Below are 13,726 nucleotides of genomic sequence, written 5' to 3'. Positions count from 1 at the left end.
GGAAACCCAAGGGAAACCCCTCCACTCTCCCGGGAAGTGATACGTGGACGGCCATGACCCGATCCCCCCGGCGGGGACGATCACGACGCCCACGGGGGCGCGCGCCCTGGTCGAGGCGCTACGGCTGCACGGCGTCGACACGATCTTCGGCATTCCGGGCACCCACAACCTCGCGATCTACGAGGAGCTCGACCGGGCGGGCGTGCGGTGCGTGACGCCCCGGCACGAGCAGGGCGCCGGATACGCCGCCGACGGGTACGCCAGGGTGACCGGCAGGCCCGGCGTGGTCGTCACCACCACCGGACCCGGCGCGGTCAACGCGGCCACGGCCCTCGGGCAGGCGTACTCCGACTCCTCCCCGATCCTGCTCGTCTCCCCGGGCGTCCCCACCGGCCATCCGCGCGACGGCCGCGGCTACCTGCACGAGAGCAGGGACCAGTCGCGGGCGATCGACGCGCTGTGCGCCTGGAGCCACCGCGTGACGACCGTGCGGGAGATCCCCGCCGCCGTCGCCCGCGCCTTCGGCCGCTTCGCCGAGGGACGCCCCCGGCCGGTGCACGTCGAGATCCCCTTCGACCTGCTCGACCTGAGGGGCCAGGTCAAGATCGTCCCGCCGTACCGGATCACCCCCCGCGAGCCGGATCCGGACGCCCTCGACGCGGCGGCGAGGCTCCTGCGCACGGCGCGCCGACCGGGTTTCGTGCTCGGCGGCGGCGCCCAGTGCCCGGGTGAGCGGCGCCCGGGAGACGTCGAGCCCCCGGTGGGGAGCCTGGCGATGCGCCTGGCCGAACGGCTCGGCGCGCGGGTCGTGACCACGGTCAACGGCAAGGGCGCGGTGCCGGAGAGCCACCCGCTGGCGCTCGGCACCACGCTGCACCTGGCGGCCGTCCGCCGGTGGCTCGCCGCGTGCGACGTCGTGCTGGCCGTCGGCACCGAGCTGGGCCCGGCCGACCTGTGGGACGACGCATTCGCGCTCTCCGGCCGCCTCGTGCGCGTCGACATCGACCCGGGGCAGATGCACGGCGACCATGTGGCCGACGTGGCGATCGTCGCGGACGCGGAGCTCGCCATGCGGGGGCTGGCCGAACGGCTCGACCGGCAGGGCGCCGTGCCGCGGCCCCGCCGGGAGCGGGATCCCGGCGCGGGCCACGAGGCGGAGCTCGAAGAGCTCACCCGCAGATGGTCCGGCCAGCTCGCGGCGCTGCGCCGGGCCCTGCCGCCGGAGACCGTCCTGGTGGGGGACAACTCGATGTTCGTCTACCACGGCGCGCTCGTCGGCATGCCGATGGACCCGCCCGGGCGGTTCCTGTTCCCCACCGGGTTCGGCACGCTGGGCTTCGCGCTGCCGGCCGCCATCGGCGCCAAGCTCGGCCGGCCCGACCTCCCCGTGGTGGCGCTGGCCGGGGACGGGGCCTTCCAGTTCAGCCTGCAGGAGCTGGCCACGGCGGTGGAGCTGGAGCTGAGCCTGCCGGTCGTCGTGTCCGTGAACGGCGGCTTCGGGGAGATCCGCGAGGAGATGCGGGAGCGGGGCATGCGGCCGGTCGCCGTGGACCTGCACGCGCCCGACTTCCCCGCGCTCGCCGCCGCGTACGGCGCGCGGGGCCGTGCCGTCAAGACGCCGGGGGAGCTGGAGGAGGCGGTCGCCGAGGCCCTGGGCGTCCAGGTGCCCACCGTGATCGTCGTGCCCGAGGAGGAATGACGCGCTCCCCTGCCCGGTGAAGCCGAGGACGACCCCCGGCAGCGGGGGGCGGCGGTCAGCGCGGGGGCGCGAGCGGGAGCCGCAGCACGAAGCGGGCGCCCCGGTCGCTGTCCTCGATCGTGAGCGTCCCGTCGTGCGCCTGGGCGATCTGGCGGGAGATGGGCAGGCCGAGCCCGGTGCCCCCGGCGTCCTTCGACCGGGCGGCGTCGAGACGGGCGAAGCGCTGGAAGACCAGCTCCCGCTTGTCGGGCGGGACTCCCGCGCCGTCGTCGAGCACTTCCAGCACGCCCTTTCGGCCCTCGCGGCGCACGGTCACCGTGAGCGTGGAGACCGCGTGCCGCTCGCCGTTGTCGAGGAGGTTGTTGAGCAGGCGCGCCAGGGCCAGCCGTTCGCCGACGACGACCACGCCGGGCGTCAGGTGCCGCACCACCTCCACCTTGCGCGGCCTGCGGTCGAGCTCGCGGGCGGCGAGGCCGCCGAGGTCGACGGGCTCGCGCCGGGGCGGCGCGCCGGCGTCGAGCCGGGCGAGCTGGAGCAGGTCGGTTATGAGCGCCTGCAGACGGTCGCAGCTGCTCAGCAGGGCGCGCGCGGTGGCCGGCCAGTCGGCGTCCTCGCTGTGCAGCAACGCCTCCTCGATCTCCGTCCGCATCGCTGTCAGCGGGCTGCGCAGGTCGTGGGAGGCGTCGGAGGCGAAGCGCCGCTGCCGTTCGACGGCCACCTCCGCCCGGTCCAGAGTCTGGTTGGCGGTCTCGGCGAGCCGCCGTATCTCGTCGTGATTCTTCGGCACCGGCACGCGCTGGCTCAGGTCGGTCGCGGTGATCTGGGCCAGCTTGCTCGTGATCGCCTCCACCGGGCCGAGCGCCTTGCGCACGGTCTGGTACGTGCCGAGCACGGTGAGCCCGACCAGCAGGAGCGAACCGCCGAGGAGCGCCCCCAGCAGCGGGCCGCTCACATACCACGGCACGGTGTCGTCGGCCGCGTAGATCGTCCACAGGCCGTCGGCGTTGTGGAAGCGGAACGCGACGACGACCACGCACCGGTCCGGGAACGCCGGGGAGGCGCACAGCACCTTGCTCGTCTCGGGGGTCGTCAGCTCCGGCCGGAACGCGGCCATGCGCGGGCGGCCGGTCAGGGTGTCGCTGACGGAGACGATCCTGCCGTTGTGGTCGATCACCTGCACTCCGGCCACGCCCTGGTCCAGCAGCACCGGAGGCAGCCGGTCGCGTTTGGCCTGGTAGGCGAGGCGGACGGCGATGGTGGTGATCTCGTCGGTCTTGTAGCGCTGGGCGGTGCCGTGCAGGACGCCGAGGACCAGCAGCACGGCGACGGCGCACAGCAGCGCCATCACCGCGCTCGCCAGCACCGTCAAGCGGATCCGCACCGAGGATCCCCGCCTCGCGCTCATCTGATTCCCCCCGGTAATCAGATGATCAATTAGGCCACGTGGCCGCCGCCGCGCGTCCCCACCCGGCTCACCTGGCACGTTACCCTCTGCCGGTGATCGCCGCCGTGGCCGGGGACCGCCGCTGTCCGGTCTCTACCCATTCCGGCTCCGTACGCAGCGGTGGCGCCGGGCTCAGCCCGCCGCGGGGGAGCGCCGCTCGACGACGTAGCAGCCGCCGGCGAAGCCCGTCACCGCACGGCCCTCCGCCATCAGCCCGCCCAGCACGTCGCGTACGGCGTGCCGCCAGGCCTTGGCCGCCCCGGGGTCGGACCTGCGCAGGGTCTCCACGTCCGCGGGCACGGCGACGAGCACGGCCGGTCCGTCCGCGGGCAGAGCCACTGGCCGGCCGTCCCGCTCGGCCAGCGCGGCCACCGCGCCGTCCGCCCCGGCGGGCCGGTACGGCAGGCCGTCGCACGCCCGCGCCACCCGCGGGTCGTCCAGCCGCCACACCGCGAGCACGCGGTCGGACTCGTCTCCGGCGTTGACCGCGTCGCCCATCGGGCCGTAGAAGTCGGGCAGGTACTCCTCCGGCAGGGCGGCCAGCTTGGCCAGGTTGAAGTGGGCGTTGCGGCGTACGAGGGGATCGAAGGTCCAGGTGACGCGGCTCAGCCCGCGTTCCAGGGCCCAGGCCCGCTGGTGCAGCTTGAGCGCGAATCCGGCGCCCGGCCGCACCGCCCCGGTGACGTGCGAGTGCAGCGCCTGCCCCGCGGGCGCCGCGAGGAAGGCGACGGCGGCCCCGACGAGTTCCGGGCCGTCGAACGCCCCGGCGACGTACCCGCCGGCATGGGTCAGCGCCCGCATCAGCTCCGCCGTGATCGGAGGATTCCACGGCTCCGGGCGCCAGATGCCGTCGAACAGCCGGACCACCCGCTCGAACTCGGCGACCGAGCGCAGCTCGGCGATCCGCAGGCCGCGCCGCGCGGCGGCCCCGGCCGCCTGATCCCGGGCGACGACGCGGTCCCCCGGGTTCACGCGCTCTCCCCGGCGGTCCGCCTCGCGCCCTGTGTCATCGCGCCCTGTGTCATCGCGCCCTGGGGTGTGGTGCCCTGGGCCGCACCGTCCGCGCCGCCGGGGCCGATCGGCCCGCCCGACAGCACGTACGCGGCCAGCGCCGCGACCAGGCGGGCGCGGACCGGCATCTCGGCGACCAGGACGTGCTCCTCGGCGGCGTGCGCGCCGCCGCCCACCGCGCCCAGGCCGTCGAGCGTCGGGCAGCCGACACCCGCGGTGAAGTTGCCGTCCGAGCCGCCGCCGACCGCCACCCCGCGCAGCGGCGCCATGCCCAGCTCTCCGGCGAGCCGTACGGCGACCTCGAACAGCCCGGCGGAGGCGGCGGCGTCGAGGGGCGGGCGGTTCGGCCCGCCGCGCAGCTCCAGCCGGACCCCCGGGGTGCGCGGGGACAGCGCGCGCATCAGCTCGTCCACCCGCCGCTGCGCCGCCCGGTCGGGCACGCGTACGTCGACGGCCACCCGGCCCCGGGCCGGCACCGTGTTGGTGCTCGTCCCCGCGGTCAACATGGTGGGCGTCACCGACGTCGCCCCCGCCCTGGACGACGACTCCACCCGGGCCGCGATGCCCGCGATGGCCAGCACCTGGTGGGCCAGCTCGACGCCGGCGTTGGCCCCCAGCTCGGGTTCGAGGCCGGCGTGCGCGGCCCGGCCGTGCACGGTCAGCTCATACCGCGAGATGCCCTTGCGGGCCGTCTTCAGCGCGCCGCCGTCCGCGCTGGCCTCCAGCACGAACGCGGCGGCGCACCGCGACGCGATCGACTCGATCAGCGGGCGGGAGGTCGGCGAGCCGAGCTCCTCGTCCCCGACCACGAGCACGGTCAGGCCGTCGGGGGACGGCAGCGAGGCGACCGCGTGGAAGAGCTGCACGAGACCGGCCTTCATGTCGAACACGCCCGGCCCCCGCGCCACCCCGTCCCGCACCGACCAGGGGTGCTCGCGCAGCGTGCCGACGGGCCAGACGGTGTCGTGGTGGCCCAGCAGCAGGACCCGCGGCGGGCCGAACGACCAGCGCAGGTGGGTGACCCCGTCGATCACCAGGGTCTCCGGCTCCGCCCCCAGCAGCCTGCGGCCGAGCGCCCCCACGACGCGGGCGCTGCGGGCCACCGCCTCGTGGTCGGTGGAGTACGACTCGCAGAGCACCAGCTCCTCGAGGTCGGCCAGCATGGCCTCCAGGTTCACCGCTGCGGCCGTTCCCGAGCCGTACGGCCCAGCTCCGCGCGGAACAGGCGCATCACGTTGGCTCCCAGGATCTTCTGGATCTCGTCGTCGGCGAAGCCCCGCTTGACCAGCGCGTCGGTCACCAGCGGCAGGCCCCGGGGGCCCTCCAGGCCCGGGACGGCGGCGTCGGAGTCGATGCCCGAGTAGCTGAAACCCTCGCAGCACGGCGGGGTGAGGTCCTCGTTCACCTCGCGCATGAAGTCGGGGCCGAGGCCCACGTGGTCGATGCCGGCGACGGCGGCGACGTGCTCGATGTGGTCCACGAGATGGTCGATCGTGGCCGAGCGGGCGTCCTCGGTGAGGAAGGCGGCGAGGAAGTTCACGCAGACGACGCCGCCGCCCGCGGCGACGCCCCTGAGCTGCTCGTCGGTGAGGTTCCTGTGGTGGTCGCGCAGGGCGCGCGCGGAGGAGTGGGTCGCGATGACGGGCCGGGTCGCGATCTCCAGCACGTGCGCGACGCCCGTGGCGCCCAGGTGCGAGATGTCGAAGAGCATGCCGAGCCGCTCCATCTCGCGCAGCGCCTCGACTCCGTGGCTGGTGAGCCTGGAGCCGGTGCCGTCCTGGCCGCTGCCGTCGGCGAGAGCCGTACGGCCCCAGTGGGCGATCGAGGCGACGCGGACCCCGAGGCGGTGCAGGGTCGGGATCAGCTCGACGCTCTCGTCGATCCCCGGCATGCTCTCCAGGGCCAGCACCAGGGCGATCCTGCCGAGGGCGAGGGCCTCGTCGATCTGCTGCCCGTCGTGACACAGCGCCACCGCGTCGGGGTTGCCCTCGGCCAGCACGTGGGCGCATTCGATCATCCGCAGCGTCTGGCGCAGCGCGCCCTCCGGGCGGAACCGGCTCTCCACGAACACCGGCAGCACCTGCACGTCGACCCCGCCCTCGACGAGCTGGGGGAGCCACCTCTCGCGGAAGAACGAGGCCCATATCGCGGGCGGCCGGGCGGAGACGGCCATGAGCAGGTCGTTGTGGGTGTCGGCGACCACGGACCTGCCGTGCAGGGTCTGCTGGTCAACGGGCACGATAGGGTCCTTCCTGGCGGCGGGCGTCACTGGGGACGTTACTCTTTCCGGATCGTTCCGCCAGCAGGCTGTAGTGTGCGCGGGTGGAATCGATCTCCTGCACCCTCGCCGAGGTGGTCGAGTGCCTGGAGGCGCTGTACGACCCCTCGTGGGCCGAGCCCTGGGACGCGGTCGGCCTCGTCTGCGGCGATCCGGAGCAGGCCGTACGGAAGGTCCTGTTCGCGGTCGACCCGGTCGCCGTGGTCGTGGAGGAGGCCCTCGGCTGGGGGGCCGACCTCGTCGTCACCCACCACCCGCTCTACCTGCGCGGCACCACGAGCGTCGCCGCCACCACCTTCAAGGGCCGGGTCGTGCACCGGCTCATCCGCGGCGGCTCCGCGCTGTACGCCGCGCACACCAACGCCGACGTCGCCGACCCCGGGGTCTCCGACGCGCTGGCGCGGGCCGTCGGCCTGACGGGGGACCTGCGGCCGCTCCAGCCCTCCGCCGACGACCCGCGCCGCGGGCTCGGCCGGATCGGCGACCTGCCCGCCCCGATGCCGCTGCGGGAGTTCGCCGCGCTGGCCGCCTCGGGCCTGCCGCGTACGGCCGGGCCGCTGCGGGTCGCGGGCGACCCCGGCCGCCCGGTGCGCACGGTCGCCGTGTGCGGCGGCGCGGGCGACTCCCTGCTGGGCACGGCCAGGGCCGCGGGCGTGGACGTCTTCCTGACGGCCGATCTGCGGCACCACCCGGCCAGCGAGCACATGGAGGCGGACGGGCCGGCGCTGGTCGACGCCTCCCACTGGGCCACCGAGTGGCCGTGGCTCGCGGACGCCGCCCGGCGTCTGACGTCAGCGTTGGCGGCCAGGGGCATTACTGTTGAGGCGCGCGTCTCGGACGCCGTCACCGACGCCTGGACGGCGACGACCACCTACTTGGACCCCCGAGCATCTTGAGGGATTTGGGATGAAGGCCGCACCGGAAGCACAGAAGCGTCTCCTCGATCTCGCGGAGCTCGACACCAGTCTCGACCGGTTGCGGCACCGCCGCCGCACCCTGCCGGAACTCGCCGAGATCGACGAGCTGTCCAAAAGGCTGGCCCGGGTCTCCACGCAGATCATCGCCGCCGAGACCGAGGCGGGCGACCTCGCCCGCGACCAGTCCAAGGCCGAGTCGGACGTGGACGCCGTACGCGTCCGGGTCGACCGCGACCAGAAGCGCCTCGACTCCGGGCAGGTCTCCTCGCCGAAGGACCTGGCGAGCCTCCAGTCCGAGATCGTCTCCCTGCGACGCAGGCAGTCGGACCTGGAGGAGGTCGTGCTGGAGATCATGGAGCGCCGGGAGGCGGCCGACGCCCGGGTCACCACGTTGAAGTCGGAGCGCGACGAGGTCGCGGGCACGCTGCGGGCCGCCGAGGACCGTCGCGACGCGGCGTTCGCCGAGATCGACAAGGAGGCCGGGGAGCTGACCTCAGGCCGGTCCGCGATCACCGCCGACGTCCCCGCCGACCTGCTCGGGCTGTACGAGAAGATGCGCGAGCAGAGCGGGGTCGGCGCCGCCATGCTGCACGGCGGCCGGTGCCTCGGCTGCCGTACGAGCCTGTCGATCGCCGACCTCAACCGCATCAGGGCCGCCGCGCACGACGAGGTGGTCCGCTGCGAGGAGTGCCGCCGCATCCTGGTCCGTACGGCCGAGTCGGGTCTGTGACGGTCGCCGTGGGGTTCATCGTCGAGGCCGACGGCGGGTCGCGGGGCAACCCGGGCCCGGCCGGGTACGGCGCGGTGGTCAAGGACGACGCCGGGCGGGTGCTCGCCGAGGCCGCCGAGTCGATCGGCACCGCGACCAACAACGTGGCCGAATACCGCGGCCTGATCGCCGGGCTCCGGGCGCTGCTCGCGCTCGGCGCGGAAGGCGGGCAGGTCGAGGTGCGGATGGACTCCAAGCTGGTCATCGAGCAGATGGCCGGCCGGTGGAAGGTCAAGCACGAGGGCCTGCGGCCGCTCGCCCTGGAGGCGGCGGCCCTGGCCCGGCGGTTCCGCGTCACCTGGACGTGGGTTCCGCGCGAGCGCAACAGCCACGCCGACCGGCTCGCCAACGAGGCGATGGACGCGGCGGCCCGGGGGGAGACCTGGCAGGCGAGCGAGATCACCTCCGCGCCGGAGTCCGCCCCCGCCTTCGAGCCCGGCGCCGAGCCGCCCAACACCGACGCGCCCTCGCTGTTCGACGATGCGTCCGGCGCCCAGGCTACGGCCGCCGCCGGAGGACGTGCGGAAACGGCGGCGGCCGGAACCGCGACGTCCCACGACAGGCGCGGGCACGGATGGATGCCCCGGGCCTCCCGCGTCGCCACGTCCCTGCTCCTGCTCAGGCACGGGCAGACGCCGCTGTCGGTGGAGAAGCGGTTCTCCGGGCTGGGCGACCCGTCGCTCACCTCCACAGGGCTCGCGCAGGCCGAGGCCGCCGCCCTGCGCCTGTCGCGGCAGCCGTACGAGGTCGAGGTGATCGTCAGCTCTCCGCTCGCGCGCGCCCGGCAGACGGCGGAGGCGGTGGCCGTCCGGACGGGCCTGGCGGTGCTGGTCGACGACGACCTCCGCGAGACCGACTTCGGCGACTGGGAGGGGCACACGTTCGCGGAGATCCAGCAGCGCTGGCCCCGCGAACTGGCGGCCTGGCTGGCCGACCCGGACGTCGCGCCGCCCGGCGGGGAGAGCTTCGCGTCCACCGCCAGGCGGGTCGAGCAGGCGAGGGACCGCATCGTGAAGGCCCACGAGGGCCGCAGCGTCGTCGTGGTCTCCCACGTGACCCCGATCAAGATGCTCGTGCGCTTCGCGCTGAGCGCACCGCCGGAGGCCCTCTACCGGATGCACCTCGACCTGGCCTGCCTGTCGGCGATCGACTACTACGCCGACGGGCCCGCCGTCGTACGGGCGCTGAACGACACCGCGCACCTTTCCTGACGCCACCTTTCCTGACGTCACCTTCAGACGCGGCGCGCGGCCGCGCATGTCAGCCGTGCGCCGTGGCGCCGGCGCGAAGCCGGCCCTCGCACCGGGGAAAGGCTCCGGCCTCGGCGCCTCGCCCTCATGGGTCCGCAGCTCAGCCATTGCGGCGGTTCGCCCCTGCTCTTCGACACGCGCAGAAGCGCACGAACGGAAAGCCCCGCGTGTTTCCGAGGGCCGCCGTGGGAATCTGCCAGCGCAACCCGCGCTATCAACCCGCTATTTGAAGGTTTTGCTCTGCTTATCTGCCGATATCGCGAGAAAGTATTAACCATGTACTTCAACGATATCGTTGAAGGTATGGATATCGGCATCAAGGACACCGTCCACGCCGTCGAGGCCGCTTCCGTCATGAGGCTGCTTCCGAACCCGCCGCGGCTGCTCGCCCTGGGCGAGCCCACTCACGGGGAAGACCTTCTGCTCGACGTCCGCAACGAGCTCTTCCGGCAGCTCGTCGAGCAGGAGGGCTACCGGACGATCGCGATCGAGAGCGACTGCCTGATGGGCCTGGCCGTGGACGACTACGTCACCTCGGGCACGGGCACCCTTGACGAGGTCATGGAACGCGGCTTCAGCCACGGGTGGGGCGCGTCCGCGGCCAACCGCGAGCTCGTGCGCTGGATGCGCGCGTACAACGAAGGCCGGCCCGCGTCCGAGCGGCTGCGCTTCGCCGGTCTCGACGGCCCGCTGGAGATCAGCCACGCCGCGAGCCCCCGGCAGGCCCTCACCGCTCTCCACGGCTACCTCGCGGCCCGGGTGGACACGGACCTGCTCCCGTGCGACGCGGAAACGCTCGACAGCCTGCTCGGCGCCGACGACCGCTGGGCCAATCCCGCCACGATGATGGACCCGTCCCAGTCCGTGGGGCGGTCGGCCGAGGCCGGGCAGCTGCTGCTCGCCGACGATCTCGTGGCGCTGCTCGACGCGCAGACACCGCACCTGATCGCGACGTCGTCCCGGGACGACTGGGACCGGGCACGCCTGTACGGGCGCGCCGCCACCGGCCTGCTGCGCTACCACTACTGGATGGCCGACACGTCACCGGGCCGCATGCCGCGGCTGCTGGGCCTGCGGAGTTCGATGATCGCCGCCAACCTCCTCGCCGTCGCCGAGCGGGGCCCGGCGCTGGTCCACGCCCACAACGCGCATTTCCAGCGGGACAAGAGCACAATGCGGATGGGTGACCTGCCGTTCGAGTGGTGGAGCTCCGGCGCGATCGTGAGCGCCCATCTGGGCGAGGGGTTCGCCTTCCTGGCCACGGCCCTCGGCACGATCCGGCACCAGGGAGTGGACGCCCCGCCCCCGGACACCCTCGAAGGGCTCCTGTACGCGCTCCCGGAGGACCGCTACGTCGTCGACGCCCGACGGCTGGCCACCGCCCTCGGCGACGCGCGGCCCGCCCTCCGCGTGTCCCCCTGGTTCGGCTACGCCCCGCTGGACCCGGCCCACCTGGCCGGGTACGACGGGATCGTGTTCGTCAAGGACGTCACGCGGAGCTAGAGCCGGCCGTGTGGCGGGGGAGTCCCTCGCGGGGCAGGACGACGCGGAAGGCGGCCCCGGCGCCGGGCCGCGTCCGCAGTTCCACCCGCCCCCCGTGCGCGGTGACGATCGACCGGACGATGGCCAGGCCCAGCCCTGCCCCTCCGGTGCCGGTGCGGCTGCGTGAGCCGTCCACCCGATAGAAGCGGTCGAACACCCGGGCGGCATCTTCCGCGGGCATCCCCGGCCCCTCGTCGGCGATCACGAGGACGCCGTCCCCGCCGGCCGTGCCGACGCCGATCCGCACCGGCGTGCCCGGCGGGGTGTGGGCGACGGCGTTGCCCACAAGGTTGGAGATCACCTGCCGCAGCCGCGCCTCGTCTCCGAGAACCGGCGCCTCGCCCGGCGGCCCGCCGTCCGGCCCCGTCAGCGTGACTTCCCGTGCGGGGTCGAGTGTGCGCAGGTCGTTGTGGGCGTCGGCGGCGAGTGTCCGCAGGTCCATGGGTGCGAGATCCATGGGCAGGGCGTCCTCGCCCTCGTCCAGGCGGGCCAGCAGGAGCAGGTCCTCCACGAGCCGGACCAGGCGTCCCGCCTCGCTCTCGATACGGTCGAGGGTGAGGTCGACGTCGGGCAGCCCGCCCATCCGGTGCAGTTCCGCGAACCCCTTGATGCCGAAGAGCGGGGTGCGCAGCTCGTGGCCGGCGTCCGCGACGAAGCGGCGCATCCGGGCCTGCGCCCGTTCCCGCGCGGCGAAGGCCGCCTCCAACTGGCCGAGCATGACGTTCAGGGCGGCCGCCAGCCGGCCGACCTCGGTCCGGGGCGCGGCCAGCGCGGGGACACGCCGGGACAGGTCGCCCCCGGCGATGGCCGCCGCGGTCTCCTCGATCTTCCGCAGCGGCCGCAACCCCCGCCGAACGGCGAACCACCCGATGACGGCGAGTGACGTTATGAGCGCCGCCGCGGTCGCCGCGCAGACCACCGTCAGACGGCCGACGGTCGACCTGACCCCGCCGAGCGACGCCGCCACGACGACGCTGCCAGGCGTTGTCGCGGGTGTTGTCGCGGGGGCGGGGCGTGGGACGGCGACGACCCGCCACCCGCCGCCGTCGGAGCCGGTCGCGTCGAACGGCCGCCCGCCCAGCCGCTCGACCGCGGCGGTGTCGAGCCGGGGCAGCGCCGGGCCCCGATCCCGCGGCCCGTCCCGCAGCCACCGGCTGCTCTCCTGCTCGACGCCGCCGTCCGCGCTCAGATAGGCGACGTACACCTGGTCGAAAAGGTCCATGCCGGGCACCGTGCTCAGCAGCTGCGGGCTCTGCCGCTCGGACGGTACGGTGATCAGCCAGGCCGGGAGCCGCGACAACACCGCCGCCATCGGGGTGAGCTGCTGGTCCACGCGTCCGATGAGGTGGGTCCGCAGTGTGGCGACCGCGACCGCGCCGCTGACGGTCAGGCCCGCCGCGAGCAGGGCCATGGTGGTCAGCAGGAGCCGCCCACGCAGTGACAGGCCCATCGCCGGGGGCCGTGACCCGGAGCGCTTCCACGACCGGGACGGCGTCGTGGTCACGGCCGCGGCCCGCGCAGGACGTAACCCACGCCGTGCATGGTGTGGATCAGCTTGGGCCCCACCCTGTCGATCTTGCGGCGTACATAGCTCACGTACGTGTCCACGATGCTGGAGTCGCCGGCGAAGTCGTACCGCCAGACATGCTCCAGGATCTGCGCCTTGGACACCACCCTCCCGGCGTTGAGCACCAGGTAGTGGAGCAGACGGAACTCGGTCGGAGACAGCCGCACGGGGGCGCCCGCCCGAATCACCTGATGACCTTCCGGGTCGAGTTCGAGGTCGGCCACCCGCAGCGTGCGGTCCTCGGGAGCGGCCCCGGCCCGCCTGAGCACGGCCTCGATCCGGGCGAGCAGTTCCTCCAGGTCGAACGGCTTGGTGACGTAGTCGTCGCCGCCCAGACGCAGACCGTTGATCTTGTCCTGCGTGGTGTCGCGCGCGGTCAGGAACAGCACCGGCACCTGACCGGGACGGCCGCCGGACAGAGGGCGGGGAAGCTCCCGGAGACGGCGAATGACCTCGAAGCCATCCATGTCGGGCAGCATGACGTCGAGGAGGACGAGGTCCGGCGGCGTGGTCCGCGCGGTCTCCAGGGCCTGCGACCCCGTCGCGGCCGAGGTCACCTCGTATCCCGCGAAGCGCAGTGTGGCGGCCAGCAGTTCCCGCACCACGGGTTCGTCGTCGACCACCAGCAGGTGCCGCCCGTCCACGTCGGCCTCCCTTCGCCGATCACCGAAGAATAGGCACACGGTGCTAAACCCGCCGTACAGGCCGGCGCGCCACGAGCACCCGCACGCGACCGGCGATCGCGGCTCCCGAGGCCGCGAGGAGCCCCGCCGGAAGCGCCGCCAGGAGCGTGGCCCGCCAGGCCGTCTCCAAGGGGTCGCTGCCGAGACGCACGACGGGCAGGACGCTCCCCTGAAGCGTGGCGGTCAGATCGAGGGACATCGCGCTGAGTGCCGCCAGGACGGGCACCGCCACGGCGACGACCAGCCCCGGCCACACCGCCGCGTACACCTGCGGCGTGCGCGTCGCCGCCGCTGCCCGGTGCGACGCGGAGGTCGGCGGCGCTCCCGTGAGAGCGGGTGTGAGCAGGGCGGCGAGCGCTCCCGCGAGCACGACCAGGGCGACGCCCCTGCCCGGGGGCCGTACGGCGGATGCCGCCGGAGACGGCCGCCGTCACGACGGCGGCGACCAGGGCGGGAGAGACGGCCCCCGGCGTCTCGGCGCACAGCGCGGCGAGGCCGAGGGCCGCGACGACGGTCATCGCCGCGAACCCCAGCAGGGCCGCGCCGGTTCCACGCAGGGCCTGATA

Annotated in this window: 13 protein-coding genes; 6 read left to right on the top strand and 7 right to left on the bottom strand. The window is 74.1% G+C overall.

Annotated features, from left to right (window positions below):
* Positions 1-43: 43 nt before the first annotated feature.
* A complete protein-coding gene (locus ABZ857_RS30190) occupies positions 44-1,699 on the top strand; it encodes a 5-guanidino-2-oxopentanoate decarboxylase (protein WP_357049335.1) in 1,656 nt (551 codons plus the stop codon).
* Between the two features lie 55 nt (positions 1,700-1,754).
* On the opposite strand, the gene ABZ857_RS30185 is transcribed toward ABZ857_RS30190, so the two are convergent.
* The 4 genes from ABZ857_RS30185 to ABZ857_RS30170 all read right to left on the bottom strand — a co-directional run bounded on the left by ABZ857_RS30185 (position 1,755) and on the right by ABZ857_RS30170 (position 6,393).
* The gene (locus tag ABZ857_RS30185) at positions 1,755-3,080 is read right to left on the bottom strand and encodes a HAMP domain-containing sensor histidine kinase (RefSeq protein WP_357049332.1); all 1,326 of its coding nucleotides are present in this window, start codon (positions 3,078-3,080) and stop codon (positions 1,755-1,757) included.
* A 195-nt stretch (positions 3,081-3,275) separates the two neighbouring features.
* Positions 3,276-4,115 (bottom strand): GNAT family N-acetyltransferase, encoded by an 840-nt coding sequence (locus ABZ857_RS30180; RefSeq protein WP_357049329.1) that lies wholly within the window; start codon positions 4,113-4,115, stop codon positions 3,276-3,278.
* Positions 4,112-5,317 (bottom strand): M20/M25/M40 family metallo-hydrolase, encoded by a 1,206-nt coding sequence (locus ABZ857_RS30175; RefSeq protein WP_357049326.1) that lies wholly within the window; start codon positions 5,315-5,317, stop codon positions 4,112-4,114. The genes ABZ857_RS30180 and ABZ857_RS30175 overlap by 4 nt, the downstream gene beginning before the upstream one ends.
* Positions 5,318-5,328: 11 nt before the next feature.
* Positions 5,329-6,393 (bottom strand): membrane dipeptidase, encoded by a 1,065-nt coding sequence (locus ABZ857_RS30170; RefSeq protein WP_357049323.1) that lies wholly within the window; start codon positions 6,391-6,393, stop codon positions 5,329-5,331.
* A gap of 83 nt (positions 6,394-6,476) precedes the next feature.
* On the opposite strand from ABZ857_RS30170, the gene ABZ857_RS30165 reads away from it, so the two are divergent.
* The 4 genes from ABZ857_RS30165 to ABZ857_RS30150 all read left to right on the top strand — a co-directional run bounded on the left by ABZ857_RS30165 (position 6,477) and on the right by ABZ857_RS30150 (position 10,871).
* The gene (locus tag ABZ857_RS30165) at positions 6,477-7,328 is read left to right on the top strand and encodes a Nif3-like dinuclear metal center hexameric protein (RefSeq protein ID WP_357049320.1); all 852 of its coding nucleotides are present in this window, start codon (positions 6,477-6,479) and stop codon (positions 7,326-7,328) included.
* Positions 7,329-7,338: 10 nt separating this feature from the next.
* Positions 7,339-8,079 (top strand): C4-type zinc ribbon domain-containing protein, encoded by a 741-nt coding sequence (locus ABZ857_RS30160; RefSeq protein WP_357049318.1) that lies wholly within the window; start codon positions 7,339-7,341, stop codon positions 8,077-8,079.
* Entirely contained in the window at positions 8,076-9,329 is a 1,254-nt protein-coding gene (locus ABZ857_RS30155) for a bifunctional RNase H/acid phosphatase (protein WP_357049315.1), read from the top strand. The genes ABZ857_RS30160 and ABZ857_RS30155 overlap by 4 nt, the downstream gene beginning before the upstream one ends.
* A gap of 342 nt (positions 9,330-9,671) precedes the next feature.
* On the top strand, positions 9,672-10,871 hold the full coding sequence (locus tag ABZ857_RS30150; RefSeq protein ID WP_357049312.1) for an erythromycin esterase family protein: 1,200 nt from the start codon (positions 9,672-9,674) through the stop codon (positions 10,869-10,871).
* On the opposite strand, the gene ABZ857_RS30145 is transcribed toward ABZ857_RS30150, so the two are convergent.
* The 3 genes from ABZ857_RS30145 to ABZ857_RS30135 are packed head-to-tail and all read right to left on the bottom strand — an operon-like array spanning position 10,858 to position 13,530.
* A complete protein-coding gene (locus ABZ857_RS30145; protein ID WP_357049309.1) occupies positions 10,858-12,360 on the bottom strand; it encodes a HAMP domain-containing sensor histidine kinase in 1,503 nt (500 codons plus the stop codon). The genes ABZ857_RS30150 and ABZ857_RS30145 overlap by 14 nt on opposite strands.
* Before the next feature lie 50 nt (positions 12,361-12,410).
* Positions 12,411-13,121 carry a response regulator transcription factor gene (locus tag ABZ857_RS30140; protein ID WP_357049306.1) on the bottom strand — a complete coding sequence of 237 codons (711 nt, stop codon included), beginning with the start codon at positions 13,119-13,121 and terminating at the stop codon, positions 12,411-12,413.
* Positions 13,122-13,164: 43 nt separating this feature from the next.
* Positions 13,165-13,530 (bottom strand): hypothetical protein, encoded by a 366-nt coding sequence (locus tag ABZ857_RS30135; protein ID WP_357049303.1) that lies wholly within the window; start codon positions 13,528-13,530, stop codon positions 13,165-13,167.
* 38 nt (positions 13,531-13,568) lie between these two features.
* Between ABZ857_RS30135 and ABZ857_RS30130 the strand changes: the two genes are divergently transcribed.
* The gene (locus ABZ857_RS30130) at positions 13,569-13,724 is read left to right on the top strand and encodes a hypothetical protein (protein ID WP_357049300.1); all 156 of its coding nucleotides are present in this window, start codon (positions 13,569-13,571) and stop codon (positions 13,722-13,724) included.
* Positions 13,725-13,726 lie beyond the last annotated feature (2 nt).

The sequence above is a fragment of the Microbispora sp. NPDC046933 genome (assembly GCF_040644635.1).
Lineage (GTDB): Bacteria > Actinomycetota > Actinomycetes > Streptosporangiales > Streptosporangiaceae > Microbispora.
This window is presented reverse-complemented; position numbering and strand designations above follow the sequence as displayed.

Coding starts and splice junctions, on each gene's coding strand:
- ABZ857_RS30175 (WP_357049326.1), bottom strand. CDS start 5,317: ATGCTGGCCGACCTCGAGGAGCTGGTGCTCTGCGAGTCGTACTCCACC.
- ABZ857_RS30160 (WP_357049318.1), top strand. CDS start 7,339: ATGAAGGCCGCACCGGAAGCACAGAAGCGTCTCCTCGATCTCGCGGAG.
- ABZ857_RS30150 (WP_357049312.1), top strand. CDS start 9,672: ATGGATATCGGCATCAAGGACACCGTCCACGCCGTCGAGGCCGCTTCC.
- ABZ857_RS30145 (WP_357049309.1), bottom strand. CDS start 12,360: ATGGGCCTGTCACTGCGTGGGCGGCTCCTGCTGACCACCATGGCCCTG.
- ABZ857_RS30130 (WP_357049300.1), top strand. CDS start 13,569: ATGCCGCCGGAGACGGCCGCCGTCACGACGGCGGCGACCAGGGCGGGA.